Source organism: Paenibacillus sp. N3.4, assembly GCF_008017805.1.
In the GTDB taxonomy this organism is placed as follows: Bacteria; Bacillota; Bacilli; order Paenibacillales; family NBRC-103111; genus Paenibacillus_E.
This window is the reverse complement of record NZ_VRTT01000186.1, coordinates 1-1,587: the sequence shown is the minus strand read 5'-3', so window position 1 is coordinate 1,587 and position 1,587 is coordinate 1. Positions and strand designations below refer to the sequence as shown.

Sequence of the window (1,587 nt, the reverse complement as noted above, 5' to 3'; positions counted from 1 at the left end):
AGCAGCATAAATAGGATCTGCATTCTTGAAAAGGTTGACTCCATCTCTTCCTCCCCGGAAACAGGATCACAGTAAGCATTAGTATAATATCCCAAAACAGATTCCATATACATACAAGATCCGTACGATAACTCGACACATTCTCTAATGGCAGGATGACTTCGTCGAACTCCATTCCCTTTGACGCTTATCGAGCGGCCTGGGAATATTTTATTTTATTGGTTAGCATCGGTTTAAAGCCAAATGCAGCCTAGAATCTTTTCAGATTCCAGGCTGCCATTTTTACTTCCTGTCAAAAACAATGGGAAATTGCTTTACACCAAATACGAAAGTGCTTTGAATATAAGCTAGCTTAGAGCCGGTTGCAAAGCGAATATCCGTCAACCGATTTACGATCGCCCGAATAGCAATTTGAGCTTCCAGTCTCGCAAGAGGGGCACCCAGGCAAAAGTGAATGCCAAAACCAAATGAAAGATGAGCATTCGGTCGACGATCTGCCACAAAAACATCCGGATTTGAAAATTTTGTTTCATCCCGATTAGCCGATGCCACCCACGAAACCACCTGATCCCCTTTTTTTATGTGTGTATCCCCAATTTCGATGTCACTGGCGGCAACCCGCCCAATGGCCTGTATCGGTGGGTAAAAACGCAGCACCTCTTCAATAAAGCCAGGTATCCATTCAGAATTTTCGAGCAGCTGCTGCTGAATGCTAGTCTGTTCTGTAAGGACCCGCACAGCATTCGTAATCAAATTCGTTGTGGTTTCGTTTCCAGCCGCCAATAGCAGAATAGCAAAACCGATTATTTCTTGCAGACTCAGCTTCTCACCTTCAATATCTGCTGACAATAATAACGAAATCAAATCTTCTTTAGGATCCGTTCGCCGCAGCCCAACAATCTCTTTAAAGTAAGAAGTCAGCTCTTGTAAGGCTTGTGCTTTCTCCGTACTTATTTGCTTCAAAGCTTCTTCTGTATTGACATCCGTCCCTTTAACGAGAGTATCCGACCACACTTTAAATAATTTCCGATCCTCAGACGGAACACCCAAAAGCTCTGCGATAACAATAATAGGCAAAGGTACGGCAAGATCGTGCACGACATCCATTTTATTTCTATCTATCAGCGAATCCATCAGTTCATTGGTAATGGACTCGATGTGAGGTGCCAAATCCGCAATAACCCTGGGCGTAAAAGCTTTATTAACCAATGCCCGCATCTGTGTATGTCTCGGCGGATCCATCGTTAAAATGGTTTCAGTGCTTTTCTCCACCACTCCCCGGATTGAAGAAAAGGCGCCAGGATCCTTTAAAATCCGATGAACATCCTCATATCCGAAAACATCCCAACAATCACGACTTGCGTCATATCGGATGGGTGTCGTCTGACGTAAATGGTTGTAAATGGAAAAAGGATTTAGTCTTTTTTCTGGCGTATCTATTTCAGCCATCGGGATTACATTCGCGAATCGTTCCTTCTTTTTAGTTTCTATCTATCTCATCTCCCTTCATTCTATAATAAATTACCCATAAATTAGCAAACCATTCACCTATCATAAGAGACTATTTCAAGTCGTTAAAGTCTGCTG

1 protein-coding gene is annotated in these 1,587 nt (G+C 42.8%); it reads right to left on the bottom strand.

All coding sequences use genetic code 11. The features are described from left to right. Positions 1-282 precede the first annotated feature (282 nt). A complete protein-coding gene (locus tag FU659_RS34830) occupies positions 283-1,449 on the bottom strand; it encodes a cytochrome P450 (RefSeq protein WP_147951718.1) in 1,167 nt (388 codons plus the stop codon). Between the last annotated feature and the right edge of the window lie 138 nt (positions 1,450-1,587).